Annotated in this window: 13 protein-coding genes and 1 pseudogene; 5 read left to right on the top strand and 9 right to left on the bottom strand. The window is 67.7% G+C overall.

What is annotated here, in order from left to right; genetic code table 11:
- Positions 1-365 precede the first annotated feature (365 nt).
- The 5 genes from FHW78_RS05815 to ahpC form a co-directional block, all read right to left on the bottom strand.
- A complete protein-coding gene (locus FHW78_RS05815) occupies positions 366-1,346 on the bottom strand; it encodes a transaldolase (RefSeq protein WP_183638783.1) in 981 nt (326 codons plus the stop codon).
- Positions 1,347-1,410: 64 nt separating this feature from the next.
- Complete coding sequence (gene rnk / locus FHW78_RS05810; RefSeq protein ID WP_141455823.1) at positions 1,411-1,842, bottom strand: nucleoside diphosphate kinase regulator; 432 nt, start codon at positions 1,840-1,842, stop codon at positions 1,411-1,413.
- Positions 1,843-1,966: 124 nt separating this feature from the next.
- Complete coding sequence (gene oxyR / locus FHW78_RS05805) at positions 1,967-2,929, bottom strand: DNA-binding transcriptional regulator OxyR (RefSeq protein WP_183638781.1); 963 nt, start codon at positions 2,927-2,929, stop codon at positions 1,967-1,969.
- A gap of 139 nt (positions 2,930-3,068) precedes the next feature.
- The gene (gene ahpF / locus FHW78_RS05800; protein ID WP_183638779.1) at positions 3,069-4,655 is read right to left on the bottom strand and encodes an alkyl hydroperoxide reductase subunit F; all 1,587 of its coding nucleotides are present in this window, start codon (positions 4,653-4,655) and stop codon (positions 3,069-3,071) included.
- Between the two features lie 208 nt (positions 4,656-4,863).
- On the bottom strand, positions 4,864-5,427 hold the full coding sequence (gene ahpC, locus FHW78_RS05795; RefSeq protein WP_141455826.1) for an alkyl hydroperoxide reductase subunit C: 564 nt from the start codon (positions 5,425-5,427) through the stop codon (positions 4,864-4,866).
- 255 nt (positions 5,428-5,682) lie between these two features.
- On the opposite strand from ahpC, the gene FHW78_RS05790 reads away from it, so the two are divergent.
- The 4 genes and pseudogenes from FHW78_RS05790 to FHW78_RS05775 all read left to right on the top strand — a co-directional run.
- On the top strand, positions 5,683-8,388 hold the full coding sequence (locus tag FHW78_RS05790; protein ID WP_183638777.1) for a M1 family metallopeptidase: 2,706 nt from the start codon (positions 5,683-5,685) through the stop codon (positions 8,386-8,388).
- Between the two features lie 37 nt (positions 8,389-8,425).
- Entirely contained in the window at positions 8,426-9,277 is an 852-nt protein-coding gene (gene prmC, locus FHW78_RS05785; RefSeq protein ID WP_183638775.1) for a peptide chain release factor N(5)-glutamine methyltransferase, read from the top strand.
- A gap of 71 nt (positions 9,278-9,348) precedes the next feature.
- A complete protein-coding gene (pip, locus tag FHW78_RS05780; protein ID WP_183638773.1) occupies positions 9,349-10,290 on the top strand; it encodes a prolyl aminopeptidase in 942 nt (313 codons plus the stop codon).
- Positions 10,291-10,364: 74 nt separating this feature from the next.
- Positions 10,365-10,574, top strand: a pseudogene (locus tag FHW78_RS05775) (alkylphosphonate utilization protein); the annotation flags it as partial.
- Between the two features lie 72 nt (positions 10,575-10,646).
- Here the strand turns inward: FHW78_RS05775 and FHW78_RS05770 are convergent.
- Positions 10,647-11,126: a multidrug/biocide efflux PACE transporter gene (locus FHW78_RS05770; RefSeq protein ID WP_183638769.1), complete on the bottom strand. Its 480-nt coding sequence runs from the start codon at positions 11,124-11,126 to the stop codon at positions 10,647-10,649.
- A gap of 85 nt (positions 11,127-11,211) precedes the next feature.
- Between FHW78_RS05770 and FHW78_RS05765 the strand changes: the two genes are divergently transcribed.
- The gene (locus FHW78_RS05765) at positions 11,212-12,090 is read left to right on the top strand and encodes a LysR family transcriptional regulator (RefSeq protein ID WP_183638767.1); all 879 of its coding nucleotides are present in this window, start codon (positions 11,212-11,214) and stop codon (positions 12,088-12,090) included.
- An 11-nt stretch (positions 12,091-12,101) separates the two neighbouring features.
- Here FHW78_RS05765 and FHW78_RS05760 read toward each other — a convergent pair whose 3' ends face one another.
- From FHW78_RS05760 to FHW78_RS05750, 3 genes are read right to left on the bottom strand one after another with little or no spacing between them, the layout of a single operon-like run.
- The gene (locus FHW78_RS05760) at positions 12,102-12,668 is read right to left on the bottom strand and encodes an NUDIX hydrolase (RefSeq protein ID WP_183638765.1); all 567 of its coding nucleotides are present in this window, start codon (positions 12,666-12,668) and stop codon (positions 12,102-12,104) included.
- 60 nt (positions 12,669-12,728) lie between these two features.
- Positions 12,729-13,652, bottom strand: coding sequence for a 5'-3' exonuclease H3TH domain-containing protein (locus FHW78_RS05755; RefSeq protein ID WP_183638762.1), 924 nt, complete (start codon positions 13,650-13,652; stop codon positions 12,729-12,731).
- Positions 13,642-14,226 (bottom strand): nitroreductase, encoded by a 585-nt coding sequence (locus FHW78_RS05750; RefSeq protein WP_183638760.1) that lies wholly within the window; start codon positions 14,224-14,226, stop codon positions 13,642-13,644. The genes FHW78_RS05755 and FHW78_RS05750 overlap by 11 nt, the downstream gene beginning before the upstream one ends.
- Positions 14,227-14,364 lie beyond the last annotated feature (138 nt).

The raw sequence follows: 14,364 nt of genomic DNA, 5'->3' as shown, positions 1-14,364 counted from the left end.
TCGTCCGTCAACCCGCACCAGGCGACAAGGATCGTCCGCGAACGTACCCGTGTTTCCGTGGCGTTGACAGGTCGCGACTCACGTCGCCGTGCAGGCGAGGCGTTCGCGATCGGTTGCGAGCCTCGAATTTGCCGGTCGCCCTTTTTTTGTCATGCGAGAGCGACGTGAGTCGCGATGGGCCGCGCGACTTTCTTCCTGAGAGAGAGACGTGGCTCGTCTCCCTCCCAGTCGTCCGGGTTCAGTGCGGCTGCGGGGATTCGCGACTCACGTCGCTCCCACAAGGGGAGGTGCGCGGATGCCGGACAACCTGGAACCACCGGCCGGCGAGGCCGGCCAGCAGTCCCGGAATCAGCAAGTGCGCAGGCTCAGGCGGTGGCTTCGGCCAGGCGCTGGGCGATGGTGTCGCGCAGGGCGACCAGATCCTTGGCGAAGATCTCGATGCCGGTGGCGAGCTTTTCCTTGGCCATCGGATCGGCTTCGATCGCGGCGGCGAAACTCTGCGCGTTGATCGGCGCGGCGGTCACCGGCCCGGCCGCGACGGGTTCGAGCTTGCGCGGCAGCGCGCCGTGATCCTGATCCAGCTTTTCCAGCAGATCCGGCGAGATGGTCAGGCGATCGCAACCGGCCAGCGCCTCGATCTGCGCAGTGGAGCGGAACGAAGCGCCCATCACCACGGTCGGCGAACCGCGCCGCTTGAACTCGGCGTAGACGCCGCGTACGAACACCACGCCCGGATCCTCGTCAATGCTGGCAGGCGCCTGGCCCTGGGCGACATACCAGTCGAGGATGCGGCCGACGAAGGGCGAGATCAGGAACGCGCCGGCTTCGGCACAGGCAATCGCCTGGGCCTGGTTGAAAATCAGGGTCAGGTTGCAGTCGATGCCTTCGGCCTGCAGTTGGCGCGCGGCCTCGACGCCTTCCCAGGTGGATGCCACCTTGATCAGGATGCGGTCGCGGCCGATGCCGCGCTCGGCGTACATGGCGACGAACTTGCGTGCCTTGGTCACGGTGGCGGCGGTGTCGTAGGCCAGATCCGCGTCCACCTCGGTGGAGACGCGACCGGGAATCAGTGCGCTCAGCATCGCGCCGACGCCGACCGTCAGGCGGTCGGCCACTTCGTTGACGATCGCCGCGCGATCGCCGTCCTGGCCACGCGCCCAGCCGAGTTCGCGCTCGATGAGGTCGGCGTAGACCGGCAGGTCGAGCGCCTTCTTCACCAGCGTCGGGTTGGTCGTGCAATCCACCGGCTTCAGGCGCTTGATCGCCTCGTAGTCGCCGGTGTCGGCGACCACGACCGAAAGTTCACGCAACTGGGCCAGCTTGGACGGGGAAGCGGGGGAATTCATCGCAACACTCATGATGGCGAGAGGGGAGGCACAGTATGCCTCGCGCCGCCCGCCAGTTCAGCGATCAACGATGGAATTCGCCGTTTGCCTCGGGCTGGTAGCGGATGCCGGTGACCTGCAGGCGCAGGTGGCGGCCGCCGGGCGCCTGCCAGTCGATGGTCTGGCCGAGCGACAGGCCCAGCAGGGCGCTGCCGACCGGGGCCAGCACCGAGACGTAGCCCTTGTCGACGTTGGCTTCGTTCGGATAGACCAGGGTCAGGTTGTGGTGCTCGCCGGTCAGCTCATCGATGCAGTCGATGGTGGAGTGCATGGTCACGACGCCTTCCGGAATCTGTTCCGGCGGCAGCACTTCGGCGCGATTGAGTTCATTCATCAGGGCCACCGCGGCCGGCAGGCGGCGCAGGGCGGGGGAATCGAGCAGGGCTTCCAGCCGGTTGAAGTCGCGGCTGGAAATGATCAGCGAAGGCGGCAGGCCGCTGGTATGCGCGGTACTCATCGTGTCCTCTTTTTTCGGGCGTTGAACAAGGAAAATGGGCGCCGCGTTTCCGCGTCGCCCATTCGTGGTTGGTTTGTGCGGCTTACCGTAGCCGTTTGCCGGCCACGGTTCAAGCCGGCGGCGTTCAGCCCGCGCGGAGTGCGCGCGGACCGCCGCCGCGCGTTGCGGCGGGATTCATGTCCTGTGCCGGATCGAACAGCGATTCGGGCAATTCCCGGAACACCCGGGCCAGTTCCTGCAGGAACGCGGCCATGGCCGAACTGCGGCGCCATACCATCGCGATCCGCCGGCTGGGGTGCGAGTCGGTGAAGCCCAGCAGGTGGATGCTGTCCGAACGTGCCACCGGTGGCTTCACCGCCAGGGTGGGCAGCAGGGTGATGCCGACATTGGCGGCGACCATCTGGCGCAGGGTTTCCAGGCTGGTGGCGCGGAACTCGGATTTCTCGTTGGCCCCCGAAATCCGGCACACATCCAGTGCCTGTTCGCGCAGGCAGTGGCCATCCTCCAGCAGCAGCAACTGCTGATCGGACAATTCGCGCAGCGACAGCGAATCGCGCGCCGCCAGCGGATGCGCTTCCGGTACGGCCAGCAGGAACGGTTCCTCGAACAGGAATTCGGTATGCAGCTGATCATCCTGCAGCGGCAGCGCCAGGATGCCCGCGTCCAGCTTGCCCTCGCGCAGGCGCGAAAGCAGGACGTCGCTCTTTTCCTCGATCAGCAGCAGTTCCAGTTGCGGGAAGCGCGTGCGGATGCGCGGTACCACGTGCGGCAGCAGGTAGGGGCCGAGGGTGGGGAAGATGCCCAAGCGCACCGTGCCGGCTTCCGGATCCTGGCTGCGGCGGGCGGCTTCCTTCATCTGCTCGACCTCGGCCACGATGCGGCGCGCGCGATCCGCGGCATCGCGTCCGGCCGGCGTCAGCATGACCTTGCGCGGGGCGCGTTCGACCAGCGGTACGCCCAATTCGTCCTCCAGCTTCTTGATCTGGGTGGACAGGGTGGGCTGGCTGACGAAACAGGCCGCGGCGGCATGGCCGAAGTGCTTGTGATCGGCCAGGGCCACCAGGTATTTCAGATCACGAAGATTCATCCGGGTGAGTCCGTTGGGAAGCCGGTGGCGGGGCCCATCCGAACCGGCGCTCGCGGCGCGGCGGGCTCGACCACCCCAGAGAGTACGCCGATTCCGGGAACGCGACGCGTCCCCGGCGCGGCCGGGCCGGCGGCCCGGTTCAGGCGGTGGCGGTTTCTTCCGGCGCCTCGACCGGGGCCGAGGTCCGGATCAGGTGGTCGAACGCGCTCAGCGCGGCCTTCGAACCTTCGCCCATGGCGATGACGATCTGCTTGTACGGGACGGTGGTCGCGTCGCCCGCGGCGAACACGCCCGGCACCGAGGTGCGGCCATGCGCGTCGACCTCGATCTCGCCACGCGGAGACAGCGCGAGCGTGCCCTTCAGCCATTCGGTGTTGGGCAACAGGCCGATCTGGACGAACACGCCTTCCAGTTCGATGCGGTGGCTGTCGCCACCGGCGCGGTCCTTGTACACCAGGCCGGTGACCTTGCTGCCGTCGCCCTGCACCTCGGTGGTTTGCGCGCTGGTGATGATGCGTACGTTCGGCAGGCTGCGCAGCTTGCGCTGCAGGACCTCGTCGGCGCGCAGCTTGTCGTCGAACTCGATCAGGGTCACGTGGTTGACGATGCCGGCGAGATCGATCGCCGCCTCGACGCCCGAGTTGCCGCCACCGATCACCGCCACCCGCTTGCCCTTGAACAGCGGACCGTCGCAATGCGGGCAGTACGCCACGCCCTTGTTGCGGTACTGGTCCTCGCCCGGGACATTCATCTGCCGCCAGCGGGCACCGGTGGAGAGAATCACGGTCTTCGCCTTCAGCGAGGCGCCGTTGGCCAACTGGATCTCGACCAAGTCCTTGCCGGGCACCAGCTTCTCGGCGCGCTGCAGGTTCATCACGTCGACGCTGTAGTCCTTGACGTGCTGTTCCAGCGCGGCCGCCAGCTTGGGGCCCTCGGTGTAGGGCACCGAAATGAAGTTCTCGATCGCCATGGTGTCCAGCACCTGGCCGCCGAAGCGTTCGGCCGCCACGCCGGTGCGGATGCCCTTGCGCGCGGCGTAGATGGCCGCCGCCGCGCCGGCCGGGCCGCCACCGATCACCAGGACCTCATACGGTGCCTTGGCCTTGAGCTTCTCGGCCTCGCGCGAGGCGGCGCCGGTGTCGAGCTTGGCGACGATCTCTTCCACGCCCATCCGGCCGGCGCCGAACACCTGCCCGTTGAGGAAGATGGTCGGGACCGACATCACTTCGCGCGCCTCGACTTCCTGCTGGAACAGCGCGCCGTCGATGGCGACGTGGCGGATGTTCGGATTCAGCACGCTCATCAGGTTCAGCGCCTGCACCACGTCCGGGCAGTTCTGGCACGACAGCGAGAAATAGGTCTCGAAAACGTACTCGCCATCCAGATCGCGGATCTGTTCGATCAGATCCTGGCCCAGCTTGGAGGGATGCCCGCCGACCTGCAGCAGCGCCAGCACCAGCGAGGTGAATTCGTGGCCCAGCGGCAGGCCGGCGAAGCGCAGGTGGATGTCCTGGCCCGGCGTGCCCAGCGCGAACGAGGGCTTGCGCTCGTTGTCATCGCGGGATTCGGTCACGCTGATCCGATCCGAGAGCGAAACCAGATCGGCCAGCAGCGCCTGCAGTTCCTTCGACGAATCGCTGTCGTCCAGCGACGCGGTGATCACGATCGGCCGGGTGACTTTTTCCAGGTAGGCCTTGAGCTGGGTCTTGAGGTTCGCGTCCAACATGCGGGGGCTCCTTGATGAAGGCGGAAGGAAGAACACGGGTGCGGTCGGGGAGACCGCAAGGGCGTTTGCAGTAGCGGCCTGGGCCGGAGGGAGGGAGCCAGGGGAGAGAGGACTGGCGCGGCGCAGGCCGCTGATGCAAACGTCCGTCTCGGGGGAAAGCGCCCGGGCGTGCCGCCCGGGCGCCGTTACAACGGGTATTGCGTGGAAATCAGATCTTGCCGACCAGGTCCAGCGACGGGGCGATGGTCTTGGCGCCTTCCTTCCACTTGGCCGGGCAGACCTGGCCGGGGTTGTTGGCGACGAACTGCGCGGCCTTCAGCTTGCGCAGGGTCTCGGTGACGTCGCGGGCGATCGCGTTGTCGTGGATTTCCAGGGTCTTGATCACGCCTTCCGGGTTGATGATGAAGGTGCCGCGCAGGGCCAAGCCTTCTTCCTCGATGTGCACGCCGAACGCGCGGGTCAGCTGGTGGGTCGGATCGCCGACCAGCGGGAACTGGGCCTTGCCCACCGCCGGGGAGGTCTCGTGCCACACCTTGTGCGAGAAATGGGTATCCGTGGTGACGATGTACACCTCGGCGCCAGCCTTCTGGAATTCGGCGTAGTTGTCGGCGGCGTCTTCCACTTCGGTCGGGCAATTGAAGGTGAAGGCGGCCGGCATGAAGATGAGCACGGACCACTTGCCCTTCAGGGTGGCGTCGGTGACTTCGACGAACTCGCCGGCGTGGAACGCGGTGGCCTTGAACGGCTGGACTTGGGTGTTGATCAGGGACATCAGGTTTCCTCTTGGTTCGGAGGGGACAGGGGTGAAGCAACGGAAGCTAGGTTAATAGGCGTAGCCTAATCAATCCAATGGATTGATAAGATTGTATCAATAGATTTTATCTATCGATTGCCGTGGTCAGCCTCCCGATCGATATGGGGACTCGATGATTCCCGGCCAAGGTCACGGGCGATCGGTACTTTCGGCAGGGGGGCGCCGGTATCGGCCGGTCGTAACTTCGAAGGCTTTCCACTGTGGGGTTCCGAGATGACCGTATTGCGTCGCAGCGCGTTGGCGTGTGCCTTGTTGCTGGCGGCCTCGCTGCCCGGGCAGGCGGCCGAGTCCGCCGCGGTTCCGAAGGGACCGCTGCCCCGCACCGTGGTGCCGTCGCTGGTCAATCTCGAACTGAGGCTGGATCCGCGCCAGGAACGCTTCAGCGGCACCACCCGCATCGATGCCGAGGTCAAGGAAGCCACTTCCGTCCTGTGGATGCATGGGCGCGATCTCGACATCCGCCAGGCCACCGCCCTCCTGGCCGACGGGCGCCGGGTCAAGCTGGCCGCCGAATCGGCCGACGTGTCCGGCGTGCTCAAGCTGACCGCTGCCGAATCGATTCCGGCCGGCAAGGCGGTGCTGGAAATCGTCTTCGAAGCGCCGTACGGGCAACTGCAGGGCGCGTATCGGGTCAAGCCGGACGGCCGCGACTACGTGGTCACCCAGATGGAGCCGCTCGGGGCGCGCAACACGTTCCCCGGTTTCGACGAGCCCAGTTTCAAGCAGCCCTGGGACATCACCCTGATCGTGCCGGAGCAGGACGTGGCGGTCGCCAACAGCCGCGAACTGAAAACCGAGTCGCTGGGAAATGGCTGGAAGAAGGTCACCTTCGCCCGCACCGAGGCGTTGCCCAGCTACCTGATCGCGTTCGCGGTCGGACCCTGGGACGTGCCGAAGGGGCCGGACATTCCGGCCACCGCCATCCGCAGCACCCCGATCGCGCTGCGCGGCGTCGCCGCGCACGGGCAGGGCGAGCGCATGCGTTACACGCTGGACAACACGCCGGTGATCGTCACCAAGCTGGAGGAATATTTCGGCACGCCGTATCCGTTCGACAAGCTCGACAACGTCGCCGCACCCGATTTCTGGGCTGGTGCGATGGAGAACGCGGGCTTGATCGTCTATCGCGACACCCTGATGTTCCCGGACGAGAAGTCCACTCCACGCGAACGCCAGGCGTACTGGGGCGTCAGCGCGCACGAACTGGCGCACCAGTGGTTCGGTGACCTGGTGACGATGAAGTGGTGGGACGATCTCTGGCTCAACGAGGCCTTCGCCACCTGGATGGGCACCAAGATCACCGGCCAGTTGCAGCCGGGCTTCCATGCCGATCGCGGCCTGCTGGAGGGCGCGCTGGAGGCGATGGGCGAGGACAGCCTGGTCAGCACCCGCCGGGTGCACGAGCCGATCAACGATTTCACCGAGATCCAGTCCGCCTTCGACGGCATCACCTACCAGAAGGGCGGCGCGGTACTGTCGATGTTCGAGACCTATATCGGCGAGACGGCGTTCCGCGATGGCATCCGCAGCTACCTGAAGGCGCATGCGCGCGGCAACGCCACCAGCGGCGACCTGATTGCCGCGGTGGCGGCACAGAGCAAGGACCCGGCCGGTGTCGATCGCGCGTTCAAGAGCTTCATCGACCAGCCGGGCGTGCCTTACGTGAAGGTGGAAGTCGATTGCGACGGCAAGACGCCTTCGCTCAAGCTGCAGCAGCAGCGTTACCTGCCGCTGGGATCCGCCGCCAGCGCCAGCCAGACCTGGGGCATGCCGTTCTGCGTGCGCTACCTGGACGGCGATCAGGTGCGTTCCGAATGCAGCCTGGTCGAACAGGCCACCACGACCATGCCGCTGACCCAGGCCAAGAGCTGCCCGGCCTGGGTGATGCCGAACGCGCACGGCCACGGCTACTACCGGTTCGCGCTCGACGACAAGGCGGCCAAACAATTGGCGGGCGCATTCGCGCAACTGGACGAACGCGAGCAGCGCGTCTACGCGGATTCGCTGGAAGCGGCGTTCAAGGCCGGCAGCATCGACGCCGCCGGCTACCTGGCCGGCGTGCCGCAACTGGCCGCGGCCGAGGTGCGCCAGACCGCGACCGCGCCGATGGGACAACTGGCCTGGATGAAGGAGTACCTGGCCGCGGACGATGCGCAGAAGGCCGCCGTGGCCGCCTATGCGCGCAAGATCTACGGGCCGCGCCTGCAGGCGCTCGGCCTGGAGCCCAAGCCGGGTGAAAGCGACGACACCCGCATCCTGCGCCGCACGCTGATCGGCTTCCTGTACCGCACCGGCGAAAGCCCGGAACTGGGCGAGGAACTGGTGCGCCGCGGCCGCGCGGTCATCGGCCAGGAAGCGGACGGCAGCGCCGGCACGGGCAAGCTGGATCCGGAAGCGGTTCCGCGCGACCTGCGGGCGGTTTCGCTGGCCGCGGTCGCACGGGCCGGGGATGCGGCGACCTTCGATTTGCTGGAGAAGCACCTGCGGGCGACCCAGGATGCGGCGATCCGCACGGAACTGCTGGAGGCGCTGGGCAACATGAACGACGCGCCGCAGGCCGAGCGCGCCCGCGGCTTCATCCTGGAAAAGGGGCTGCTGCGCCGGAACGAGCTGGCGCCGCTGCTGATGCCACAGATGGAAGCGGAAGCAGCGCGTCCGGCCCTGCGCCAATGGGTCGATACCCACTTCAAGACCTTGGAGGCGTCGCTGGCGCCGGCGGGCGCGCGGCTGGTTTCGGTCTATGGCGCGGGCATGTGCAGCAAGCAGGAAGCCGCGGATCTGCTGTCCCGGTTCGGTGAACGCATGAAGACGGTCGAAGGCGGCCCGCGCGCGCTGAAGCAGGAAGCGGAGAACATCGGCCTGTGCGCCGACCTGCGCGACGCGCAGCGGGCCAAGGGCTTCGGCGGCGCTTTGCAGTAAGCTGCGCGCCCGCGCTGGGCGGGCCGCAGGTCGCGCGATGGGCAGTTCCGGACAACCCGATGTAAGCCAATGCCTGTCACGGGCGGTCGGCCGTCTTCCCGCCGGGGACGGCCGCCATGTCGCCGAGCATCTGCTCTCGCACGTGCTCGGACGGGATCGCGCCTGGCTGTTCGCGCACGCGCGGGATCCGCTGGGTGCGGAGGAGATGGCGCGCTTCGAGGCGTTGCTGGAACGTCGCATCGCCGGCGAACCGGTCGCTTATCTGACTGGAAGGCGCGGTTTCTGGACATTGGACCTGGCGGTCGGCCCGGACACCCTGATTCCGCGCCCGGAAACCGAACTGCTGGTGGAACTGGCGCTGGCCCGCCTGCCGTTGGAAGGCGCGCCGGACGTGGCCGATCTCGGCACCGGCAGCGGTGCGATCGCGCTGGCCGTTGCCAGCGAGCGCCCGCAGGCACGGATCGTCGCCACCGACGCCAGCGCGGGCGCGCTGGCGATGGCCGGACGCAACGCGCGCGAACACGGCATCGGCAATGTCCGCTTCCTCCAGGGGGACTGGTGGCTGCCGCTGGCAGGCGAGCGCTTCGATCTGGTGGCGAGCAATCCGCCCTACATCGCCGAGGCCGATCCCCATCTGGAGCAGGGCGACCTGCGCCACGAACCGATGACCGCGCTGGCATCGGGCATCGATGGCCTGGACGCGATTCGCATCATTGTCGCTGGCGCCCCGCGTCATCTGCGCGAGGGTGGCTGGTTGCTGCTGGAACACGGCTGGGACCAGGGCGCCGCGATCCGCGAGCTGTTGCTGCAAGCGGGTCTGGCCGAAGTTGCCACCGAGCGGGATCTGGAAGCGCGCGATCGCGTCACGCTCGGGCGCTGGCCGGGCTGAGCCGACCCGGCGCGGCAGCGGGAAAAGGCCGCGCCGGCTAGAATGGGCGCCTGTTTTCCGCGGGAATCGCCATGCGCACGCTCTATCCGGACATCGAACCCTACGACACCGGCACGCTGAAGGTCGACGATCGCCACACGCTGTATTACGAGCAGTGCGGCAATCCGGACGGCAAGCCGGTGGTCCTGCTGCATGGCGGTCCCGGCGGCGGCTGCAGCCCGAAGATGCGTCGTTTCCACGACCCGGGGAAGTACCGGATCATCCTGTTCGATCAACGCGGTTCCGGGCGCTCGACGCCGCACGCGGATCTGGTCGACAACACCACCTGGGATCTGGTCGCCGACATCGAGAAACTGCGTGAGCGCCTGGGCGTCGCGCGCTGGCAGGTATTCGGTGGCAGCTGGGGTTCGACCCTGGCGCTGGCCTACGCCGAAGCGAATCCTCAGCACGTCACCGAACTGGTCCTGCGCGGCATCTTCATGCTGCGTCGCTGGGAACTGGAGTGGTTCTACCAGGAAGGCGCCTCGCGCCTGTTCCCGGATGCCTGGGAGCACTACCTGGCGGCGATTCCGCCGGTCGAGCGCCACGACCTGATTTCGGCCTACCACCGTCGCCTGACCTCCGACGATCACGCGGTGCGGCTGGCGGCCGCGCGCGCGTGGAGCGTATGGGAAGGCGCGACCAGCTTCCTGCGGGTCGACGCGGATTTCGTCAGCGGCCACGAGGATGCCGAATTCGCGCTGGCCTTCGCCCGCATCGAGAACCATTACTTCGTCAACGGTGGTTTCTTCGAGGTCGAGGATCAACTGCTGCGCGACGCATCGCGCATCGCCGACATTCCCGGCGTCATCGTGCATGGCCGCTACGACGTGGTGTGCCCGGTGGCCAATGCGTGGGAACTGCACAAGGCGTGGCCGAAGGGCCGGCTGGAGATCACGCCGACCTCGGGCCATTCCGCCTTCGAGGAAGAGAACATCGACGCGCTGGTGCGGGCCACCGACGCGTTCGCCTGAATTCTGCCCCACGGGGCGTTTTGCCGGCGGGCCGCGGCCCGCCTCATGGAGATGAAATGTCGGAAGAAGAAATCGTGGTCAAGGACAGCAATGGCACGGTGCTCGCCAATGGCGACTCGGTCACGCTGATCAAGGACCTGAAGGTGAAGGGCACCTCGGTGACGCTCAAGCGCGGCACCCTGGTCAAGAACATCCGCCTGACCGACGACGAGGAACTCATCGAGTGCAACGTCGACAAGGTCAAGGGCCTGGTGCTGCGCACCGAGTTCCTCAAGAAAGCCTGATCCGGTCCGCCGTGGCGGATGGATCGAAGAAAGCCCGCGCCGGATGGCGCGGGCTTTTCGTTTCAGGCGGGCTCAGGTCCGGCCGCGCGCAGCGGCTTCCAGGTTCGGGGCCGCGTCCCGCGCCAGCCAGCGCTCACGCAGCACGTCGTAGGCCCAGTTGAAGCCCAGCGTGTAGGGCAGGAAGAACAGCAGCAGGCCGATATCGAGCACGAACGCCTGCACCAGCCCGATCGACAGCCACCAGGCGGCCAGCGGCACGGTCGCGACAATCAGACCCAGTTCGAACAGCAGCGCGTGGATGACGCGGACCTTGGGGGTCCGCTCGAAGCCCCAACGCTGCTGGGCGCGGTCGAAAGCCGCGGTGTAGGCCATGTTCCACAGCATCGCCAGGGTCGAAACCGCCAGGGTCAGCGCGCCGGTGTGCAGCAGCGACTTGCCCAGCAGCCAGGCCAGGGCCGGCGCGGACAGAGCAATGGCCAGGCCTTCGAAGGCCAGCGCGTGGAGGACGCGTTCCTTGAGGCTCTTTTCGGGGGCGGCGTGATTCGGGTTCATGGCAAGCTCCTGCAAAACAACAGGCGAGCATTCTCATCGGCTGATAGGATGGGTTGAAGTTGGAATCCATCGGGAAAGCCGATATATGAATCCCTCACCGGAATCCCTGCAGGCGTTTGCCCAGACCGTCGCCCTGGGCTCGTTCAGCGCCGCCGCGCGCCGGCTGGGCAAGAGCCAGTCCACGGTCAGCGAAGCCATCGCCCGGCTGGAAATCGACCTGGGCGTCACCCTGTTCGACCGTTCCGGCCGGCAACCCCGGCTGACCGAGGCCGGGCAGGTGCTGGCGGGCCGGGTCGAGCAGGTGCTGGCCGCGTCCGATCGCCTGCAGCGGGTGGCGGCGGAACTGGCGGGCGGGCGCGAGGCGCGGGTGACCCTGGGGCTGTCCGATGCCTACCAGTCGGCCGGTTACGAAGCGCTGCTGGCGGAAATGGCCGAGCGTTACCCGGACCTGGAGTTCGAATGCCTGCTGGCCGAGCGCGAGGACCTGATCGAATTGGTGGATGAAGGCCGCGCCACCCTTGCCGTGCTGGCCGCCCGCGAGCACTACGCGCCGGAACTGGGCTGGGCGACGGTGGCCGAACGCGCCGAATTCGACCTGTTCGTCGCCCACGATCATCCGCTGGCGAAGTTGCCGCGGGTGCGGGTCGAGGATCTGGCGGGCTGGCGCCTGCTCGCATTGAGCACGGTGGGCCAGCCGGAGGCGCGGGACGATGCGCTGCCCGCGGGCGACGGCCGCTGGACCGCGCCGAACTACCTGCTGCTGCTGGAAATGGCGGTGCACGGCTTCGGCTGGGCCGAACTACCGCGCTGGCTGGTCAACGGCTACGCCGGTGGCCGCCTGCGGGAACTGAAGGTGGCGGGCTGGCCGCGCAGCCAGGCGGTGGACATCATCTGGTCGAGGCGGCGGCCGCTGGGGCCCGCGGCCAGCTGGATGCTGGAACGCCTGCTGGCCGAACCGGCCTGAAACGACCGCGGCTAGCCGCGCGGGGTGCCGTCCAGGTTGTGCTCGATCATCCACAGGCCGGCCCAGAGCTTGGCGTCCAGTTCGTAGCCCTCGCGCAACTTCGCGGTCAGCCAGGCCGCCGCCTGCGCGCGCGGGATTTCGTGGACGGTGATGTCCTCGTCGCCATCGCCGCCGCCCGGGCCGACCTTGCGCAGGCCGGTGGCACGCACGAAGGCGACCTTCTCGCTGCTGCTGCCGGAAGAGGTGGGACCGATCAACAGGACTTCCGCGTGCGCGGCGGTCCAGCCGGTCTCCTCTTCCAGTTCGCGGATGGCCGAGACCTCGATGGATTCGCTGGCATCGATGTCGCCGACCAGCCCGGCCGGCATCTCGATGGTGCTGGCCTGCAGCGGTACCCGGAACTGCTCGACGAACAACACCCGGTCGTCGGGAGTCACCGCGATGATGATCGCGGCCAACCCGCCGCTGTGGGTGCGCTCGGAATACTCCCAGGTACCGCGCTCGACCATCCGCAGGTAGCGGCCTTCGTAGACGGTGCGGGGTGCGGCGGTCTTGCGGTGTCGGGAAGCGTCATCCATGCGGCGATGCTAACGGCTGGCGATGACGTTTTGTAGGCGCCGGAGGGCGCCGCGCCGCGATCAGGCGACCGAAAGGCCCGCCGCTTCCAGCAGGCGCCGCCGGGTCATCGGCCCGAATCGCAGCGCTTCGGCCAGGGCGTGCAACACATCGCCGTCGGCGGCGGCGCGGCCGAACCCGGCTTCCTGCGTGCCCAGCGGCGCGTCCAGCGCGATGGTGGTCAGCTCGCGCCACAGCAGCGCGTGTTCGCGCTGTTCGCGCAGGCGCGCGGCGATGCCGGCGGCGCCACGCAGGCGCAGGAACGGCACCTCGTCGATGCGCGCGAGCAATGTGTCCAGGCTGCCGAAATGGGCCAGCAGCACCGCGGCGCTCTTGGCGCCGATGCCGCTGACGCCGGGAATGTTGTCGACCGCGTCGCCGGTCAGCGCCAGGTAATCGGCGATCTGCCGCGCTTCCACGCCGTGGCGCGCCTTGACCCCGGCCATGCCCCAGCGCTGGCCGCGGGCGAAATCCCACTGCTCGTCGTGTTCCCACAGCAACTGCGACAGATCCTTGTCGGCCGAGACGATCACCCCGCGGAAACCGGTGGGGCGCGCGCCGTGCAGCGCGCTGCCGATCAGATCGTCGGCCTCGTATTCGGCATGCGCCAGCACGCTCAAACCGAGCGCGGCGCACAACGCCTTGCAATGGCCGAACTGCCGGCGCAGTTCCTCGGGCGCCGGATCGCGATTGGCCTTGTAGGCCGGATAGATGCGGTTGCGGAAACAACTGTCGAGCGCTTCGTCGAAGGCGATGGCGATGTGCCGCGGACGTTCCTTCTCCAACAGTTCCAGCAGGAAGCGGGCGAAGCCGTGGACCGCGTTGGTGGGCCAGCCGTCGGCGTCGTGGAACTCGTCCGGCATCGAATGCCAGGCGCGGAACACGTACAGGCTGGCATCGACCAGGTAGAGCGGACGCGCCGGCGCGAGGTCGGCGTCAGCGGCCATCGGGCTGCCAATGGCTGAGCAGGTCGGCCGGATCCGGCCGTTCCCGCTCGGGCGCCTCCATCCGCGGCGTGCCGATATGGATGAAGCCGACGATGCGTTCGTTCGCGCCCAGGCCCAGCAGTGTGGCGACGGCTTCGTCGTAGGCCATCCAGCCGGTCAGCCACTGCGCGCCGAATCCCAGCGCCTGCGCGGCCTGCAGCAGGGCGAAGCAGACGCTGCCCGCGGTCAGCAACTGCTCCTGCTCGGGCACCTTGTGGCCGGGCGTGATCCGGGCGATCACGGTGACGATGTCGGGCGCATGGGAGAAGCGCGCGCGATCCTTCTCCACCGCCGCGGCCGGTGCCTCCGGATCGCGCGCCAGGGTGCGCTCGGCCAGCGCATCGCCCAGGGCGAGCCGGGCCGGACCCGAGATGTGCAGGAACCGGTACGGCACCAGCTTGCCGTGATCCGGCACGCGCACCGCGGACTGCAGCATGCGGCGCAGGGTGGCCGGGTCGGGTCCGGGTTCACCGAGCTGGCGGGACGGTACCGAGCGGCGATCGTCGAGGAACTGGAGGGGGGAGGCGGCAGACATGCCGGCAAGTTTAACTTGTCATTCCCGTTGCACCGCGCCAAAGTGCCGATCTGGTCACGCCAGGTTCGCACTGGATTTCCTACGATGTGTGAGTCGCCTGACCTTAACGGGTCGTTTGCAACTTTCGCCTGCCAAGGC

The organism is Pseudoxanthomonas sp. OG2 (assembly GCF_014192765.1).
GTDB classification, from domain to species: Bacteria; Pseudomonadota; Gammaproteobacteria; order Xanthomonadales; family Xanthomonadaceae; genus Pseudoxanthomonas_A; species Pseudoxanthomonas_A beigongshangi.
This window is presented reverse-complemented; position numbering and strand designations above follow the sequence as displayed.